The organism is Synechococcus elongatus PCC 11801, assembly GCF_003846445.2.
GTDB classification, from domain to species: domain Bacteria; phylum Cyanobacteriota; class Cyanobacteriia; order Synechococcales; family Synechococcaceae; genus Synechococcus; species Synechococcus elongatus_A.
In genome coordinates, this window is sequence record NZ_CP030139.2 from 1,401,465 (window position 1) to 1,416,443 (window position 14,979).

Consider the following 14,979-nt stretch of genomic DNA (forward strand, 5'->3'; position numbering starts at 1 on the left):
CATGCTGCAACCCGAGCATCGATTGGCAGTGCTGCTGCACGGCGGCATTCTGGGGGACAGTGGCAAAACAGGGCTGACTCTGCTGCGCTACCGTCAGGGCGCGATCGCAGCGGTGATCGATCACGAGACAGCGGGACAGGACTTCCAGAAGCTGACAGGCATTCCGCGATCGCTGCCGATTTATGGATCTGTAGCGGAGGCGATCGCGGCAACGGAAATTGATGTGCTCGCGATCGGGATTGCCCCATCTGGCGGTCAGTTGCCCGCGCCATGGCTAGCCGAAATTGATCAGGCTGTGCAGGCAGGACTGGCGATCGCAAATGGACTGCACACGCCACTTCTCCCGCGCTATCAGGCGCAGCTTCAGCCCGATCAATGGATCTGGGACATTCGCCAAGAACCAGCAGGATTGGCGATCGGGGGTGGAAGGGCGCGATCGCTAACGGCTCAGCGAATTTTGACCGTCGGCACTGACATGAGTGTCGGCAAGATGTCCGCCACCCTAGAACTCGATCGTGCCGCTCAAGCAAAAGGACTGCGATCGGCCTTTGTCGGCACAGGCCAAGCCGGCATCCTGATCAGTGGTCAAGGTGTACCGCTCGATGCGGTGCGCGTCGATTTTGCTTCCGGAGCGGTAGAGCAGGCAGTCCTGTCTGCAGCAGAGCAAGCGGATTACGTCTGGGTTGAAGGTCAAGGCTCATTGCTACATCCCGGCTCAACTGCCACTCTGCCTTTGCTCCGCGGGAGCCAAGCAACTCATCTGGTGCTTGTTCATCGCCTCGGACAGACCCACAATCGCCACTTTCCTGAGTTCACGATTCCACCTCTGACCGAAGTGATTCAGCTCTATGAATCGCTGGCAGCAGCAGCAGGCATCTTCGGTAGACCCAAGATTGTGGCGATCGCCCTGAATGGTGGTCAAGCCAGTGACGAGACTGTTTTAGACGCTGCTGCTCAGATCAACAGAGAAACTGGCTTACCCTGCACAGATGCAGTGCGGTTTGGCGCGGCAGACTTGTTGACAGCCATTCTGGAGGCTTGCGACCCCTGACCCGTACAATGGCGCTGCAACATCAACATAAATCCGATTGATGGGCATTCATTCCACCGCGGTTATCGATCCCCAGGTTGAGCTGGGTGCAGATGTCGAGATTGGCCCCTATGCGGTGGTGCAAGGCTCGGTGCGTTTGGGCGATCGCTGTTGGCTAGGTCCCCACTCAGTGGTAATGGGCAACCTACAGCTCGGGTCTGATTGCCGGGTTCATAGTGGTGCGGTCTTGGGCGATTGGCCGCAAGATTTGTCTTTTCAGGGCGCGGAAAGTCATGTGGTGATTGGCGATCGCAATGTCTTCCGCGAAGGCGTCACGGTTCACCGCGGTACGAAAGAAAACAGCGTCACCACGATCGGTAATGACTGCCTGCTGATGGCTAACAGTCACGTGGCTCACAATGCCAGCTTGGGGAATAACGTAATTCTGGCGAATGGGGCACTGATTGCGGGCTATGCCCAAGTCGGCGATCGCGCTTTCATTAGCGGCAACTGTCTTGTTCATCAATTCACCCGTGTCGGGCGTTTGGCGATGATGAGTGGCGGCTCAGCAGTGCAAAAAGATTTGCCGCCCTTCTGCATGACGCGCAGCTCCACCAGCAACATCGTTATGGGCTTGAATGTCGTTGGTCTGCGGCGGGCAGGCGTCTCCGATCGCGATCGCCTCGAACTGAAGCGAGCCTTCAGCATCCTCTATCGCGAACGACTATCTTTTTCAGAGGCGATCGCGCGACTTTCAGCAGACTTTAACTCACCATTAGTGACTGAACTGCAAGCCTTTGTCAGTAGCTCAGAGCGCGGAATTTGCCGCTTTCTACGAACTGACTTGGATTGCTAGGGCCAACGTCTCAACTCTTTTGCACTAGTGACACGCCGCAAACGTTTGGCTAGCGATCGCGTCTTGCTTGGCGAATCATTTCAATAATCATGCCTGATCCAGCACCCAGCAATCCCCACAGATAGGGCATGTAGGAAACTAAGCGCCGATAATAAGCAGAGGCATAGACTTCAAACTCGGCAGAGGTCAAAGTCTTGCCAAAAATATAGCCACAAATTGCGCAAAGCATTCCTGCATAAATCACGGAACTCCAGCGCATCACATCGCTCCTTTACGAAGTCAACTCAGGTTGGTTGGAATCTGATGCATGTCGCTTTGAACTGAAGAAACGCCGCGTGATCGACTTCAAAATCACATAGTTGGCAGGCACAATCAGCAAGCTCAAGACAGTTGCAACCAATAGACCACCGAATACGACAGTCCCAAGCGACCAGCGACTAGCTGCACCCGCCCCTTGGGCAATCACTAAGGGGAAGAAGCCAATCAAGCTAGAAATAGCTGTCATCACAATTGGGCGGAATCGCAGTTTGGCTGCTTCCATCGCTGCCTCTGTAAAAGTGGCACCTTTGGCAACCGCTTCGTTGGCGTAGTCAACAATCAAAATGGCGTTTTTAGAAGCCAAGCCAATCAACATCACCAAGCCGACTTGGGCATAGACATCCAGAGGGATGCCACGCAGGTTGAGGAACACCAAGGCGCCCAAAATTGCCAGTGGGACAGTAAGCAGAATGATGAGTGGGTCGACATAGCTTTCGTACAGTGCCGCAAGCACAAGGAAGACAACCACAATCCCAAGGGCAAAGATCAACGGCGCTAGTGCACCTGCTGACACCTCTTCCCGAGCCAAGCCAATCAGGCCACTTCCAAAGCGTTGGAAGTTGGCTTTTGCGAAAGCATCCTTGAGGCCTTGAATGATTTGACCCGTACTTACGCCAGGAGCAGCAAAGCTATCAACTTCAATTGAACGGAACAAGTTGTAGTGAGTAATGTAGAGCGGACCAACCTGTTGCCGAATTGTCAGGAACTCAGACAGTGGCACCGTTTGGCCTGTGCGCGATCGCACGTAGATCTGCTTCAGAGAGTCGGGCGTAGCGCGGAAGTTGTTGTCGGCTTGAATGTAGACCTGATAGGAACGGCCAAATTGGGTGATTTGGTTGACGTACTGACCACCCATGTAGCTGCCGAGTGTTTGTAAGGCTTGACCAAAGTCAATATCCAGAGCCGCAAGGCGATCGCGATCGACGTCAATTTCAATTTGTGGTGAGTTGGCAGTAAACGGTGTAAAGGTCTGCCGTGTGATTGGATTTTCACGGGCAAGACCAATAATTTTGTTAACGGATTCGAGGAACTGACTGACAGTCAGAGCACCACCCGTTTGGTCTGTGACCAAGAATTGAACACCACCATAGGCTGCAAAGCCAGGAATCGCTGGGGGCAACACCGTCCGAACTTGTGCCTCAGAGATTCCCTCAAACATCTTTTGATTGATGCGCGCCACAATCGCTTCCGCAGATTGATCAGCTGCCTTGCGTTCATCCCAAGGTTTCAGCGAAGCGAAATAAATGCCGAGGTTGTTGCCCTGTCCAATAAAACTAAAGCCGCTAATGACTGCTGTTGAGGTCACAGAAGGCTCAGTCTCTAGGATGCGCTGAATCTTCTGCCCAACGTCTTGCGTGAAGTTCAGTGGTGCCCCTTCAGGACCAATAATCAGACCCAAGAAGTAACCTTGGTCTTCAGTGGGTACAAAGCCTGTCGGTGTTGTTGTGAATAACCAGCCCGTCAAGGCAAGCCCAGCAGCAAATAAAGCGATAACCAAGAACTTAAGGCGATCGATAATCTCGAGCAGCTTGGAATAGACAATCCGTACTCTGTCAAATCCAGCGTTGAAGAGATTAAAGAACTTTCCAAGTAATCCTTTGCGCTCTTTCGCCGGCCTCAGGAGTAAGGCACTCATCGTGGGCGAGAACGTCAGCGCGTTAAACGTCGAAATGAGAATTGTAAAAGTCAGCGTTAGTGCGAACTGCTGGTAGATTCGTCCGGTTGCCCCAGGGAAAAAGGCGACAGGCAGGAAAACCGCAAAGAGAACGACAGACGTTGCGATAACAGCGCCGAACAGGATATCCATTGCCTCAATCGAGGCTTCAAGGGGCGTTTTCCCTTCCTCAATCTTTTCTGTGATGGCTTCAACCACCACGATCGCATCATCAACGACCAAGCCGGTTGCTAGAACCAGACCAAACAATGTCAACAGGTTGATCGAGAAGCCAAAGGCCTGAATGAAAGCTAGCGTCCCAACCAACGAGACAGGAATCGCGATCGCTGGAATCAGCGTGGTTCGCCAATCCTGCAAGAAAACAAAGATGACAAGAATAACCAGAGAAATAGCCTGAACCAGCGTCACCAACACTTCTGACAGAGAAGCATTGACAAAGTCCGTGACGTCGAAGACGAGCTTGCCTTCTAGCCCAGGCGGGAACTGTTGTTCCAGAATTGCCAGTTGTTCACGAATCCCATTCGCAACATCGATCGCGTTACTGCCTGGTAGCTGATAAATCGCCAGACCGACCCCAGGACGGCCATCCGCCGTCAATGTCACGGCATAGCTCTGTGCGCCCTCTTCAGCACGACCGACATCACGAACTCGCACAAGCGAACCATCTTCGCCCGTCTTGAGAACGACATTATTGAATTGCTCAACGGTCGAGAGCTGACCTTGTCCCTGTAAGCGCAAGATGAACGTATAGGCTTGGCTCTCATTGACCGGCGGGCCACCCACTTGCCCCACCGGGATAATTTGGTTTTGACTCTGCAGGGCATTCGCGACATTTTCAGCCGTGAGCCCATAGCTGGCCAGACGGTTGGGATCCAGCCACAGCCGCATGGAATATTCCAAGTTGCCGAAAAGGTTGGCTTGTCCAACCCCTTTCACACGGGCTAGAGCAGGCTGAACATAGAGACTGAGATAGTTACTAATGAACTGTGCGTCATACTCTCCCGTGGGTGACGAGAAAGTATAAAACTGCAGAATAGAGGGAGAGGACTGTGTAACTGAGATCCCTTGTTGCTGAACCGCTTGAGGTAGCTGAGGAATTGCAATACTCACCAAGTTGTTCACATCAACTTGAGCGAGATCTGGCGATCGCGTCGGGTCGAAATAGACCTGAATCGAGCTTTGGCCGATCGCACTTGTTGAGGTGATGTATTCCATCCCCTCAACCCCGTTGATCTGATTCTCCAGCACTGAAGTGACAGTATTTTCAACCGTTTCAGCATCAGCACCTACATAAGTTGCTGAGACTTGAATTTGGGGAGGAGCAATATCCGGTAACTGCTCAATCGGGAGGAGCGGCAAACAAACCAGACCTCCCAAGGTAATCAGGATGGAGCAGACCGTTGTTAACACTGGCCGCTTGATGAAGACATTGGCGATCGATAGCAACATGATCGTTTCCCAGCACAGTGTTAGCGAGCGGTATTGGTAGTTTGAGGCTGAACAGCCGCTTTGTCCGTGAGGCTGAGCAGGTTGGTCGTCGCGACCGTCTCACCAGGCTTTAGGCCTGCTCGAATTTGATAGCGATTATTAAAAATCGAACCTAGCTCGACTTTTTGTTGACGAACTTGGAATTGACCGGGGCTATTGGGCTTGGGCTCCACCACATAGACAAAGTTGACCCCTGCCAAGGGACTGACCGCTTGGGTCGGTACGAGCACGGCATCCTTACGATCCCAGACAATTTCAGCCTGAACAATCTGTCCATTCCGAATTAAGCCATCGGGATTAGGAACCACAACCTTCACAAGGACAGTCTGTAAATTCTCTTGGACCACGGGCGAGACGAAATCAACCGCACCCGTTGCCAAGATCCGCTTCGAGAAAGGATCCAACAGTTTGACAGGTTGGCCTTTGCGCAGCTGAGGAATCCGTGTCGTTGGAACAGGGATGTTAATGAAGAGTTGATTATTGACAGTAATCGTCGTCAGCTCATCACCGGTCTCAACAAAGTCACCAACTTTGAGTCGAATATCTCCCACTAGACCATTAATGGGTGCGCGAACAGTCTTGTATTGGACATTGACCGATTTGGCGACAGCATTTTCCCGAGCTGCTTTCAGTTGAGCTTGGGCGGTTTCAAGATCCCGACGGGCATTGTCCAAATTCTGTAAAGGCACAACCCCCTGATCTGCAAGAAACTTCTGGCGTTCAAAGGTGATTTTGGCATCGCGAAGCTGAGCCTCTTGGCGGGCAACTTCTGCTTGGGCAGCAGCAACATCCGCCTCGACTTGCTCGGAATCGAGTACAAACATCGGCTGGCCCACAGTCACCGTCTGGCCGGGTTGAACAGCGACGCTGACAATTCGACCCTGAATTTGGGGACGGAGAATGGTCTGCTCAGTCGCTTCCAGAGCACCCAGATACTCCGTCAGGTCGTTGACCGTTTCGAGTGTTGCTTTCGTGACGTCAACCGGTAAAGCAGGTGGCCCCTGTTGTGCCCCGGGTTGCCGACCTTGACAGCTGACGACACCCATCAGCACGATGCTGGCAGCCCCCCAGCTCGTGAGACGCCGGAGATGACGGGATCCGGGCAGTACAGCCATTGCTCACTCTTAGGTCACACGACAGAGGCGGTGCCATTACTGTAGCCAAGCCCTCTAGGGACTTCCAGTGACTTACACCGATTCTGATGGATTCTAGCAGCCGAAAATTGCCTAATCAGTGGATGCTGTAAAGCTTCTAGATTTTTTGAGCAGCGATTGCGCCTCTCTGTTTCCAGCACTACTAGAAGCGTGAGAAAGCCCGACAAGCGGCAATAGTTGTTTTTGAGGGTCACAATCTGAACCCTCGAGCGTTCAACTCAGGCCGATCGCTGGGCTGTAGCACTAGGTCTCAGCCGCAAGCCCTGAAACGTGGCGACACAATTCCCCTAAAGAAAATATTTTGATCTACGCTTAGGGCGAACGAGGGGACTCGAACCCCCGAATGGCGGAACCACAATCCGCTGCCTTAACCACTTGGCTACGCTCGCCATCGGTTAAGTATTCTAGCACTTTCCCGTGAGGAATAATGCCCGGCAAGCTTCTAGAACCTCCATCGCCTCCCATAGCTCCGCCCAACTGTTCGTGCTGGCGGTGTGCTTGGTGGCTGGCAGGGGGATCTGTTGCTCTCGGGGCGATTGCCTTAGCACTGACCAATCCCTCACGCGATCAGTACGGCCAGTTTGCAGCCGCGACTAGTCAGCGACTGGTGCAACAAGAGGTCTGTGCCCGCTTAGAGTCTTTCAAGCTCCAGCACTTGCAACAACTCTGCGATCGCATCGGGCAGAAAGCTGGGGATCAGATGGCGCAGTGGGTGTTGCAGTCGAGCAATCGCCATGACTTTTTCTTGCTGAGCATCTATGAGACTCGGTTGTCCATGCGATCGATCCTTCAAAATTCAGAAGCGCCGGACTGGAGTCTTGAATTCAAGAGTCTTGGAGCTTTGTCAGGGTTTAGTCTCTTGCAAGTGGATTGGAAAACTGACACTGCAGTGAAGGCTAGTCCCGCTTCAGAGGGCAAATTAGAACGGTAGAGAGCTCTCGACGGCTAGATTACTGCAGCAGAGGGGGCTGACGTCGACACTGAGAGCAGTGAAATATATGTCATCTGATCAAGTCCTCCGATTTTTGGAAGACGCCGCCATTTCCAAAGAACTCCGCGATAAATTTTCTGCCGTGAGCGATGCGAGTGAATTTTTGCTGGTCGCGCAGCGATCGGGCTATGCCTTTACCAGTGAAGAGTTCATCCATACAATCGCTGAATTGAGCAAAGACGTGCCCATCCGCCGCCAAACCGGAGTGTGGCGCTGGCTCCGCACCATTCATAACCCGATGGAACTCGAACGGCAGCGGCGCTCCCAAAGTTCTACCCCAACCGAGGATTGGCTGTAAGTCCCCTTGCGAGTCGTCGTGGCATTACCTTAAACCTCGATCGGTTCTTGTCCAGCAACGACAGGTGCTACCGATCGCAGCATCAGCTCCGGATGGTCTTCTTCGATTTGCCGCAAGTTCCATTCATTTTTGAACAGCAGTACGGGGCGTCCCCACGTGTCTTTCACCGTGGTGGTATTGAATAGCCGACCCACTTTTTCCAGCACATCCCAGCCGCCTTCTACCCAGCGAGCTACCGTAAACGGCAGGGGTTCTAGCAGTGTTTCAACGCCATATTCACTTTCCAGGCGATATTGCACGACTTCGAGCTGGAGTTGACCGACAGCCGCCAGAATTGGGTCGCGTTTGGCGCTATCCGCCGAATACATGATCTGGACTGCGCCCTCTTCCCGTAGCTCTGACACTCCTTTGCGGAAGGGCTTGAACTTGGAGGGGTTCGGGTTGCGTAGGTGGGCAAAAATTTCCGGAGAGAAGCAGGGAATGCCGTCATATTCCAGGCGTTTGCCGGTGTAGATCGTGTCGCCGATCGCAAACATCCCAGGGTTATTCAGACCAATCACGTCGCCCGGATAGGCATCATCCAGCACTTCTCGATCTTGGCCAAACAGTTTCTGCGGACGAGAGAGACGTAAGGTGCGGCCACTACGGGCATGTTGCACCGTCATGTCTTTCTCAAACTTGCCGGTGCAAACTCGCACGAAGGCAATGCGATCGCGGTGGCGCGGATCCATGTTGGCTTGCAACTTGAAGACAAAGCCGCTGAACTCGGGATAGTCCGGCTCCATTTCCCCAACGCTGCTACGGCGTGCCCCTGGCTTGAGGGCGTAGTCCAAGAAGGCTTCGAGGAACAGCTCCACACCAAAGTTGGTCATGGCACTGCCCCAGAACACGGGCGTCAGTTGACCAGCGTGAATCGCCTCGAGGTCAAACTCTGTACCAACGCCTTCCAGTAGCTCCAGTTCGTCTTGCAGCTGTTGGAACAGATCCGGCTCAATCAATTCTTTTAACTGAGGATCACCCCAATCGAAGGTCGTGTCCTTGGCCTGTCGCTTGCCATGAACGCTGCGCTCAAACAGGTGCACCTGTTGTTTACGGCGATCGAAGACACCCCGAAAGCGATCGCCCGAGCCGATCGGCCAGTTGACGGCGTAGGTCTGTAGCCCTAGCTCCTGCTCAATTTCATCCAGCAGTTCCAGCGGCTCACGCCCCGGCCGATCCATCTTGTTGAAGAAGGTGAAAATCGGGATGTTGCGCATCCGGCAGACTTCAAAGAGCTTGCGGGTTTGCGGTTCCAGACCCTTGGCCGCGTCCTCCAGCATCACCGCGTTATCAGCCGCTGCTAGGGTGCGATAGGTATCTTCACTAAAGTCTTGGTGACCCGGCGTATCGAGTAGGTTGATCGTGCAGTCGTGATAGTTGAACTGCAGCACCGTCGAAGTAATCGAAATCCCCCGCTGTTTCTCCAGCTCCATCCAGTCGGAGGTAGCTGCCCGCTGACTACGCTTCGCCTTGACCGCGCCGGCTTCTTGAATCGCCCCCCCGTACAGCAGCAGCTTCTCAGTTAGCGTTGTTTTACCCGCATCAGGGTGAGAAATGATGGCGAAATTACGGCGCTGCTGGACAGCTTCTTGAATTTCTTTTTGAAGGTCACTGACCATGCGGAAACCGAGCGAATGCGGGAGGAGCCAAACCCATTTTCGCATCTGGTCTGCGTCACAATTGATTCGCTAGGCTGAAACGACGCCTTGCACGGCTCCTCAGCCTATGTCGTTTCAGCCCCTCGATCGCGCCTTGAAAGAATGGCCTGCGGCGATCGCTGCTCTCGCGAGCGGTCAGTCCATCCTGTTGTTGCGAAAGGGCGGTATCCAAGAACCTCAGGGTCAGTTTCAGCCAGCAACGACATCTGTTTGGTTACTGCCAAGTTTTGAGCATCAACAACCGGCAGCCTTACGAGTTCCGGCGGACGCGATCGCCCATGAGCAACCTACCCAAGTAGACCTATCCCTCTGGGCTGAAATTAGCCAAGCAATCGCCCTGCCAACAGACTTTCCGCTTGCCGAATTGAGTCACCAAACCGTTTGGAGCGAGGAGTTTTTAGAACAGCGTCGACAGTGGAAGCCTGAACGTCCACTTTGGCTTTTGGCGCTGCGAACCTATCGCGTGCCAGAATCGCGATCGCTGCCTTGGCAGGCGTCCTATCGCGGCTGTCGCTCTTGGATCACGTTGGTGGAACCTGTGTCGCGGCAAGGTTCAGAGCCCGTGTTGAGCGATCGTGCTTTTCAAGACCAGTGGCAGGCGATCGCCGAAATTCTGCAGCGTGGAGGACTTGCGTCCAATGGACTATCAACAACAGCTCTCGCATCTGATTGAGCAGCAGTCTGATCCAGAATTGCAGTTTCGCCTCAGTAGCTTGGCTCCTGTCTTGCTGGCTACGGCTGAGTCCTTGGGGCAGTACCACTTCTACGTGCCAACGAGTGCCAAAGGAGACTGGGTAGTCACAACTTACCGCCGCAAAGAGGAGACCAAGCGGGTGCTGGAAGTCTTCAGTCGGCGTCAAATGGCAAGCGATCGCTGCCAATCAGCTACAGAAACAGTGGCTGCGATCGGGGCGATCGAGCTGATTCTGAGCCTGTTGGTTGAGGATATCGATTCTCTAGTGGCCTACCGCTCTGACGACAGCTCAGGACTGGAATTAACGAAAGTAGCCTTAGCAACAAGGATTCAGGCTTTGACTAACCAGAGCCCCGGACTATTTGCTTAGGTCCAGCTGTCATTAGGAAAGACGACTGAGAACATAGCTGGTCAGACTAATCAGCGTTTCTTTGCAGTCTGATGCAGGCAGCACCTCTAAGGCTTGAACCGCCTTCTGGGCATGTTCGGCCGCTAAGGCACGCGTCCGCGCTAGACCCTGACTATTGTGGACGAGGGCGATCGCTTGCTCAAAGTCCTGGGCCTGTGAGAACTCCCGTTCAATCAACGGAATCAAAGCAGGGTGCTCTTCAATGGCGTAGAGAGCCGGAGCCGTCAGGTTGCCACTCGCCAAATCGGAGCCGGCAGGTTTCCCCAACACTTCTTCGGATCCGGTGAAGTCCAAAATGTCATCGACGATTTGAAAAGCAAGACCCAAGGAACGTCCGTACTCGTACAGTGCGTCGCAAACAGTTTCTGAGGAGCCGCTGAGCACACCTGCCGCTCGGGCGCTATTGGCCAGCAACGACGCCGTTTTGTAGTAGCTCTTGTCGAGGTAGACCTCGATCGAGAGACTGCTATCGAAGCGGTTCAGTCCTTGCAGGATCTCGCCTTCAGCAAGATCCATAATCACTTGGGACAACAGTTTGACGACAGTCAGACTATCGAGATGCGCTAAGTGCCAAGAGGCTTGGGCAAACAGGAAGTCCCCAGCCAAGACAGCAACACGATTGCTAAAGCTGCTGTGGACCGTGGGAATGCCCCGCCGCAGAGAGGATTCATCGACGACGTCATCATGGACGAGACTGGCCGTGTGGATCATCTCGGTGATCTCAGCCAAGCGGCGATGGCGGGGCGTAATTTCTTGCCCAGGCATGGTTGCCCGCGAGAGCAATAGAACGACGGCTGGGCGCAGCCGCTTACCGCCAGCCCCGAACAGATGATCAGCGGCAGCGTAGAGGATGGGATGTCTCGCCCCGATCAACTGCTTGAGCGTGTCAGTCAGCAGTTGGAGATCCGCCTCGACGGGGGCAAAGAGCGAGGTCACCGAAGTCATGGGCGGCGTTGTCGTTACGATTTTTTACAATCTGGCTCTTATTCTAAGCTACGCCTTCCGCTTCCGAAGCAAAGCGCGCCGAAGGAAGCGATCGCGTTGGCAGTTGAATCAGGTCAACCGGCGCCCGAAACCCTAGCCACCGCTCGATCGCCTGACTAAAGTGCTGAGGATCATGGCTGACACAAAATCGGACAGGCTGGGGGCGATGGCCATGGCGCAGTCCTAAGACTTCTAGCTCCATTTGCACAGCACGAGTGACCGCTTCTGCAGGATCCAACAGCTGCGTGGTGGCGGGCAAAAGCTGTTGAATAACAGGTGCCAAATGGGGGTAATGGGTACAGCCGTAGATCAACGTGTCGACTTGGGCTTCGATCAAGGGCGCTAGATACTGCGCAGCAACCTGCAGAGTGTAGGGGTCATCAATGCGTTGCTGCTCAACCAAGGGAACAAACTCTGGACAGCCGATCTCCCAGACCTGAATTCGAGGGTTCGCCTCACGCAGGGCATGGCGATAGGCTCGACTTTGAGCAGTAGCAGCCGTGGCAATCACGCCAATCCGTTGACCACGCTGCACGGCAACCCGTGCCGCTGGCTGAATCAGGCCAATCAGCGGCATCGTGTAATCGGCCCGCAAGGCTTCGAGAGCAAGGGCCGAGCTGGTGTTGCAGGCCATCACGACCAGCTTGCAGCCTTCCGCTTGCATCCAGTCCAAAATCTCGCGGACAAAGTGGCGAATTTCTGCTGGAGATCGCGTGCCATAGGGTAAGCGAGCCGTATCGCCGAAATAGAGAAAATTCTCCTGAGGCAGCTGACGTTGCAGAACTCGTAGGACTGTTAGCCCTCCGACACCACTGTCGAACACACCAATCGGGGCAGCGGTCGAAGAATGCAAGAAAACAGCCCCCGGCGGCATGGAGCAACAGCCTCAGTTTTGGCGGACGTACTGTAGGATACCGCGGGCGATCGCTTCTGCCATTTTGCGGCGGTGATTAGGGTTCGCTAAGTTCCGTGCATCCTCGCTGCCGGTCACGAATCCAGTTTCCACCAGAACAGCAGGCATACTGGTGCGGCGAATCACGTAAAACCGGGCTTGCCGAACCCCGCGATCGCGGATGGAGACGCCGGAAAGAATAGACTGATGAATCGTCCGTGCGAGGCGCTCCCCGGCTTGGGAGGCGTAGAAATAGGTTTCGAGGCCATTGACCTCGGGGCGATCGAGGCTGATGGCATTGGCGTGGATGCTGACAAACAGATCCGCTCTTGCCTGCTCCGCCATCTGCACGCGGGGTTCTAAGTCGAGGTCAATATCAGCTGTTCGGGTCAGCCGCACATCCAGCCCACTGTCGCGCAGGATAGCCGCCACCTGCTGAGAAATATCGAAGACAACATCTTTTTCACGAATCCCACCAATGCCGATTGCGCCGGGATCGGGGCCACCATGCCCCGGATCGATCACAATCACTTGCCGACCCACTTGGGGCGATCGCGGCGGCGGGAACGGAGACTGCTGAGGCGGTGGTAAGGAAGGCGATCGCGGGGGCGGTGGGCTGCCCCCACCCGCAAAGCGTAGCGCCGGCTGGAGTCGTACCTGCCAAGTCGTCGCATCCAAGCCTTCGACCCTCAGCAAGCTGGGATCGACCGTGTAGCCGGGTGCGATCTCAACCACAATGCGAGTCACGCCCGCCTCAGGTTGTCCAACCCGGATCTCTCGAATACCTGCCGAGCCGCGGATGGGCGATCGCTGAGCCGGCAGGGCTGCTCCCGGCAGATCGATGACGATCCGCTGAGGATTAAAAATCAGCTGCGCCTGCGGAGCGATCGCCCCTTGGGTTTTAAACTCCAATCGATTCTGGCTAGCATCCAAGCGCCAGAACAGGAGTTGATTGGCGCGAGCTGGTAAGGCTAACGCAAGGCTGAGGAGCAGGCCACCCAAACCAATAGACCACGTTTGCGATCGCATGCCTGCTCTCCTCAGTCCAGCTCGTTTTGCTGCCTGCCCGACGCTGTTCTCAAGAACCAGGTTCCACAACTGTCTCGGTTGACCCACGGAAGGCCAAGCGCAACAGCGGCGGTGCCAAGAAAGTTGTCATGATCACCATGACAATCACGCCGGCATTCAGCGACTCGGACAGGATACCGCTGCTAGCGCCCACTCCGGCAAAAACCAGACCGACTTCACCGCGAGGAATCATGCCCACACCAATCGCCAAGCGGTTGATAGGCGTACTGCTACCAACCAAGCTAAAGCCGGTGATGACTTTGCCTATAACTGCAACCACCAACAGGAATCCAGCGATGATCAGCCCCGCCCGATTCACTGGATCAGTGGGATTCAGCACGCTCAAATCAGTTTTAGCCCCAACCACGACGAAGAAGATCGGCACCAGGACATCCGCCAAGGGTGTCACCTGTTTCTTCAACTCCTCGCCTTTTTCGGTTTCCGCCAAAATCAAACCGACCGCAAAGGCACCAAGAATGGCTTCTAGACGCACAAACTGAGCAATCAAGCCCACAATAATCGCGGCCACCAAGGCAACCACCAGCACTTCGCCACGGGTTTGCATGTTGCTCACCAAGTTGACGAAGAACGGATTGAGCCAGCGCCCAATAAAAATCGCACCCACCAAAAAGGCAGTCGAACTGACGATCAGAATGATGATGTTCGAGGGACGAATTTCTCCGGTTTTAGCCAAACTGCTCACGACGGCCAGCACGATGATGCCGAGGATGTCGTCGATAATCGCCGCGCCAATGATGATTTGACCTTCGGGCGAATTGAGCTTTCCTAACTCTGACAGCACCTTAGCCGTGATGCCAATACTGGTGGCAGTCAGCGCCGCACCAGCAAAGATGGCGGGGATAGTCGCGATGTGGAACAGGTACATCAGACCGAGCGTGCCAGCCGCAAAAGGGGCAGCGACTCCAACAGTAGCCACGATCGCGGCTTTGGCACCCACTTTCAGCAGCTCATCCAGATTGGATTCCAACCCAATCTCAAACAGGAGGATGATCACGCCAATTTCAGACAGGACGGAGATCACTTCCGACTGCGTCGCAAAGATCGTTGGCATCCAGTTGTCAGGGGCACCACTGATCTGCTGCAGGAAGTTGAGCAGCACAACATCTTCAGCACCAGCGCCACTGGAAGGAAAGACGAGGAGCTTCAGAACGGAGGTCCCCACGATCACACCACCCAGCAGCTCGCCGAGCACGGGGGGGAGGTTGGCACGCACACACAGCTCACCGCCAACTTTGCTGGCGAGATAGACCACAACCAGCCCTAAGAGTACCGATACCAGGATCAGTGTTGAGGCTTCAGGACTTTCAATGACTTCGATCGTCTGTGCCAGGAGGGGCGGCCATCCCAGCGCTGGACTGAACAGTGGAAACATCAATCGTCTTCACACTCCAAATTAAGTGCACA

14 protein-coding genes and 1 tRNA gene are annotated in these 14,979 nt (G+C 54.6%); 6 read left to right on the forward strand and 9 right to left on the reverse strand.

The window, feature by feature from the left end:
- Position 1: 1 nt before the first annotated feature.
- Both DOP62_RS06695 and lpxA read left to right on the forward strand, forming a co-directional pair.
- Positions 2 to 1,051: a DUF1611 domain-containing protein gene (locus tag DOP62_RS06695; RefSeq protein ID WP_208676215.1), complete on the forward strand. Its 1,050-nt coding sequence runs from the start codon at positions 2 to 4 to the stop codon at positions 1,049 to 1,051.
- A 40-nt stretch (positions 1,052 to 1,091) separates the two neighbouring features.
- Complete coding sequence (lpxA, locus tag DOP62_RS06700; protein WP_208676213.1) at positions 1,092 to 1,886, forward strand: acyl-ACP--UDP-N-acetylglucosamine O-acyltransferase; 795 nt, start codon at positions 1,092 to 1,094, stop codon at positions 1,884 to 1,886.
- Positions 1,887 to 1,935: 49 nt separating this feature from the next.
- Here lpxA and DOP62_RS06705 read toward each other — a convergent pair whose 3' ends face one another.
- From DOP62_RS06705 to DOP62_RS06720, 4 genes are all read right to left on the reverse strand, one after another.
- Complete coding sequence (locus DOP62_RS06705; RefSeq protein WP_208676211.1) at positions 1,936 to 2,145, reverse strand: hypothetical protein; 210 nt, start codon at positions 2,143 to 2,145, stop codon at positions 1,936 to 1,938.
- A 12-nt stretch (positions 2,146 to 2,157) separates the two neighbouring features.
- The gene (locus DOP62_RS06710; RefSeq protein WP_208676209.1) at positions 2,158 to 5,328 is read right to left on the reverse strand and encodes an efflux RND transporter permease subunit; all 3,171 of its coding nucleotides are present in this window, start codon (positions 5,326 to 5,328) and stop codon (positions 2,158 to 2,160) included.
- A 20-nt stretch (positions 5,329 to 5,348) separates the two neighbouring features.
- The gene (locus tag DOP62_RS06715) at positions 5,349 to 6,482 is read right to left on the reverse strand and encodes an efflux RND transporter periplasmic adaptor subunit (protein ID WP_208676207.1); all 1,134 of its coding nucleotides are present in this window, start codon (positions 6,480 to 6,482) and stop codon (positions 5,349 to 5,351) included.
- Between the two features lie 355 nt (positions 6,483 to 6,837).
- Positions 6,838 to 6,910, reverse strand: a tRNA-His gene (locus DOP62_RS06720).
- A 38-nt stretch (positions 6,911 to 6,948) separates the two neighbouring features.
- Here DOP62_RS06720 and DOP62_RS06725 point away from each other — a divergent pair.
- Complete coding sequence (locus tag DOP62_RS06725; protein ID WP_208676205.1) at positions 6,949 to 7,452, forward strand: DUF4359 domain-containing protein; 504 nt, start codon at positions 6,949 to 6,951, stop codon at positions 7,450 to 7,452.
- Between the two features lie 67 nt (positions 7,453 to 7,519).
- Positions 7,520 to 7,810: a Nif11-like leader peptide family natural product precursor gene (locus DOP62_RS06730; protein ID WP_208676203.1), complete on the forward strand. Its 291-nt coding sequence runs from the start codon at positions 7,520 to 7,522 to the stop codon at positions 7,808 to 7,810.
- 29 nt (positions 7,811 to 7,839) lie between these two features.
- Here the strand turns inward: DOP62_RS06730 and prfC are convergent, their stop codons facing one another.
- Positions 7,840 to 9,513: a peptide chain release factor 3 gene (prfC, locus tag DOP62_RS06735; protein ID WP_208676201.1), complete on the reverse strand. Its 1,674-nt coding sequence runs from the start codon at positions 9,511 to 9,513 to the stop codon at positions 7,840 to 7,842.
- A gap of 61 nt (positions 9,514 to 9,574) precedes the next feature.
- Between prfC and DOP62_RS06740 the strand changes: the two genes are divergently transcribed.
- Together DOP62_RS06740 and DOP62_RS06745 are read left to right on the forward strand one after the other, a co-directional pair.
- Positions 9,575 to 10,180, forward strand: coding sequence for a DUF1802 family protein (locus DOP62_RS06740; RefSeq protein ID WP_208676199.1), 606 nt, complete (start codon positions 9,575 to 9,577; stop codon positions 10,178 to 10,180).
- Positions 10,146 to 10,571: a hypothetical protein gene (locus tag DOP62_RS06745; RefSeq protein WP_208676197.1), complete on the forward strand. Its 426-nt coding sequence runs from the start codon at positions 10,146 to 10,148 to the stop codon at positions 10,569 to 10,571. The genes DOP62_RS06740 and DOP62_RS06745 overlap by 35 nt, the downstream gene beginning before the upstream one ends.
- 12 nt (positions 10,572 to 10,583) lie before the next feature.
- On the opposite strand, the gene sds is transcribed toward DOP62_RS06745, so the two are convergent.
- From sds to DOP62_RS06765, 4 genes are read right to left on the reverse strand one after another with little or no spacing between them, the layout of a single operon-like run.
- Positions 10,584 to 11,555, reverse strand: a complete 972-nt coding sequence (sds, locus tag DOP62_RS06750; protein ID WP_208676195.1) for a solanesyl diphosphate synthase — start codon at positions 11,553 to 11,555, stop codon at positions 10,584 to 10,586.
- A gap of 43 nt (positions 11,556 to 11,598) precedes the next feature.
- On the reverse strand, positions 11,599 to 12,447 hold the full coding sequence (murI, locus tag DOP62_RS06755; RefSeq protein ID WP_370538756.1) for a glutamate racemase: 849 nt from the start codon (positions 12,445 to 12,447) through the stop codon (positions 11,599 to 11,601).
- Positions 12,448 to 12,480: 33 nt separating this feature from the next.
- Positions 12,481 to 13,515, reverse strand: a complete 1,035-nt coding sequence (locus tag DOP62_RS06760; protein ID WP_208676191.1) for an N-acetylmuramoyl-L-alanine amidase — start codon at positions 13,513 to 13,515, stop codon at positions 12,481 to 12,483.
- Positions 13,516 to 13,564: 49 nt separating this feature from the next.
- Positions 13,565 to 14,947: a cation:proton antiporter gene (locus DOP62_RS06765; protein ID WP_208676189.1), complete on the reverse strand. Its 1,383-nt coding sequence runs from the start codon at positions 14,945 to 14,947 to the stop codon at positions 13,565 to 13,567.
- Positions 14,948 to 14,979 lie beyond the last annotated feature (32 nt).